We start from the raw sequence: 2575 nt of genomic DNA, 5'->3' as shown, positions 1-2575 counted from the left end.
GGTGGGGGCCGGGGAGGGGGCTCGCCCCCATAGGCGTTAACTTACCAGCTGGGTGGAATGCATTCTCGGTGATACCGGCAAGTACCAGGCAATCGGCGAGTTCTCATCTCTGCCCCAAGGCAATCCGTTTCCCATGAGATTTCCATGATCCCTATCGTTTTCAGCGGAGGAGGACCATTGCCGCACACCAGCGGAATTGTGTGGCCGATATCTCGCCAAATCGGCCACATTTCACCGAATCGGGCATTATCCGCTCAAATTCTCATGACTAAAGTTAGCGCTCATAGGGCTCGCCCCCTCCCTGCAGGCCGGACCCGGGGCACAAACAGAGCCATGATGCCCCAACCCGCCAAACCAGGGCGGTTTTCAGGGGAAATGTTAACTGAAATGCTCCACCAGCGGCAACGCTCGGCACGAAAGAAGCGTAAGCGCAGGAGGTCCCGGTGATGACAACAGGAACGGTAAAGCGAGAGAATGAGTCCGGCACCGTGGACCGTGGCGATATCCCCTGGAAAGCCGTGCACGGGTGTGCGATATTTCGAAGGACGAGGAATGAAGCGAAGCAAGCGGCAGCCGGTCCCCGTCAGCCCACCCTGGAGAAACCCCACCCCATACCTATATATGATATCGGCATAATGGGGACCGGCTGCCGCCGCCCTCTTCCCCGGGAACTCCGGAGCGGCGCAGGCGAAAGGAGGCTTGACGTATGGAGCATGAACCGGGTGCGGGACATGGCCTGCCGGGCAGGCATGAGTCGTTCTGGATGGAGACAGCCCCGGAGACATCGTATCCCCCTCTGCCGGGGGACCTGGAGACCGACGTTGCGGTCGTGGGCGGCGGCATCACCGGGATCACCACCGCCGTCCTGCTCAAACAGGCAGGCTACACGGTTGCCGTGATCGAGGGGGACAGGATCTCTCGGGGTGTGACCGGCCACACAACGGCAAAGGTCACCTCACTCCACCGGCTCATCTACCGGGAGCTTGTCGACCGGTTCGGAGGCAGTCGGGCAAAGCAGTACGCAGACGCAAACCAGGCCGCGATCGGGACGATTGCGTCGTTAGTCCTGGATTACGACATTCCCTGCGACTTTATCCGGAAACCTGCCTACACCTACGCAGAATCAGAAGACTCCCGCGACCTCGTCGCGGCAGAGGCGGACGCGGCACGGAGCCTCGGCCTCCCGGCGGCATTCGTGGACGACGTCCCACTGCCGGGAAGGACCTACGGGGCAGTGCAGTTCGCCGACCAGGCGCAGTTTCATCCCCTGAACTACCTCATGCGGCTGGCCTCCCTGATTCCGGGCGATGGGAGCCAAATCTTTGAGAAGACCAGGGCGCTCGAGGTGCGGGACGAGAAAAGCCGCTGCACGGTCCGGACTGACCGGTGGACTGTCACGGCCCGGTCCGTGGTCCTTGCTACCCACTACCCCTTCTACGATGGGCCGGGGTTCTACTACGCCCGGATGGAGCCGTCGCGCTCCTACGTCCTCGGCATCCGGACCGATGAGCCGTTCCCGGAGGGGATGTTCATCAACGCTGAAGGCCCCGCTCACTCCTGGCGGTCGCAGCCGGCGAGCGGCGGCGAACTGGTGCTCGTCGGCGGTATGGAGCACCGGACCGGCGAGAACGTGGACACGAGGGAGCACTATCGCCGACTCGAGGGGTATGCCCGGTCGGTCTACCCGGTCAAATCCGTCGACTACCGCTGGTCCGCGCAGGACTACATCACCATCGACGGCGTCCCCTATATCGGCCCGCTCGCCGACGGTCACGAGAACATCTACATCGCAACCGGCTTTCGGAAGTGGGGGATGACCAACGGCACCGCGGCAGCAATGATCCTTACCGATATGATCCGGGGACGGCAAAGCCCGTGGGCGGAGGTCTACGCTCCCGACAGGTTCAGGCCGATGGCATCGATCCAGAGATTCCTCGCCCACAACATTGAGGTGGCCGAGAAGTACATCGGCGGGGTCATATCCCGGCCTTCCGGGGACCTGCGGGATGTCCAGCCCGGAGAGGGAAGGATCCTGATGATCGAGGGCAGAAAGACCGGGATCTACCGGGACCAGGAGGGGCGAGTCCACGCGGTCAACCCCACCTGCACCCATATGGGGTGCGTCGCCGCATGGAACAGCGCCGAAGAGACCTGGGACTGTCCCTGCCACGGTTCACGCTACTCGGTCGACGGCAGGGTGATCCACGGCCCGGCAGTCAGGGGGCTCCCGCCGCCCGGCGAGTGAGAAGAGCAAAGACCGTTGAGGAACGACAGGTGGACGGTTGCATCCCGGCACGGATTCCCGGCGGCTAATGGCCCTTCGCGGTGAGGGACTGCTCGCAAACCCCCACCCCGCCCGCGCTTAGCGCTCCTCAATCGCACCTTCGGTGCTCAAACTCCGCTCCTACCGGAACGTCGTTCCCCTGGGGGTGCAGTGGCAGTGGATGGGGATCCGGTGGGAAGCCATGCCCGGGCAGGCCTCTGGACCCGGTTCATCCACGGTTTTGTCCTCAGGTTTGTTCCCGTACAGTGGACCGTGGTGGCTATCGCCCCTGGGGGAGGGGCTGACGGGGAG

At 63.5% G+C, this 2575-nt stretch carries 1 protein-coding gene; it reads left to right on the top strand.

Annotated elements, in window-relative coordinates; all coding sequences use genetic code 11:
• The first annotated feature begins 706 nt into the window (after nucleotides 1-706).
• Entirely contained in the window at nucleotides 707-2245 is a 1539-nt protein-coding gene (locus tag BP858_RS04535; RefSeq protein WP_062263401.1) for an FAD-dependent oxidoreductase, read from the top strand.
• The last annotated feature ends 330 nt before the right edge of the window (nucleotides 2246-2575 follow it).

This window comes from Methanoculleus sp. UBA413 (assembly GCF_002502935.1).
GTDB classification, from domain to species: Archaea; Halobacteriota; Methanomicrobia; order Methanomicrobiales; family Methanoculleaceae; genus Methanoculleus; species Methanoculleus bourgensis.
Note: the sequence above shows the minus strand (reverse complement) of the source record. Positions and strands in the feature narration are given on the sequence as shown.

What these genes read in the sequence shown, in the direction of transcription:
- BP858_RS04535 (WP_062263401.1), top strand. Translation starts at nt 707, where the DNA reads ATGGAGCATGAACCGGGTGCGGGACATGGCCTGCCGGGCAGGCATGAG.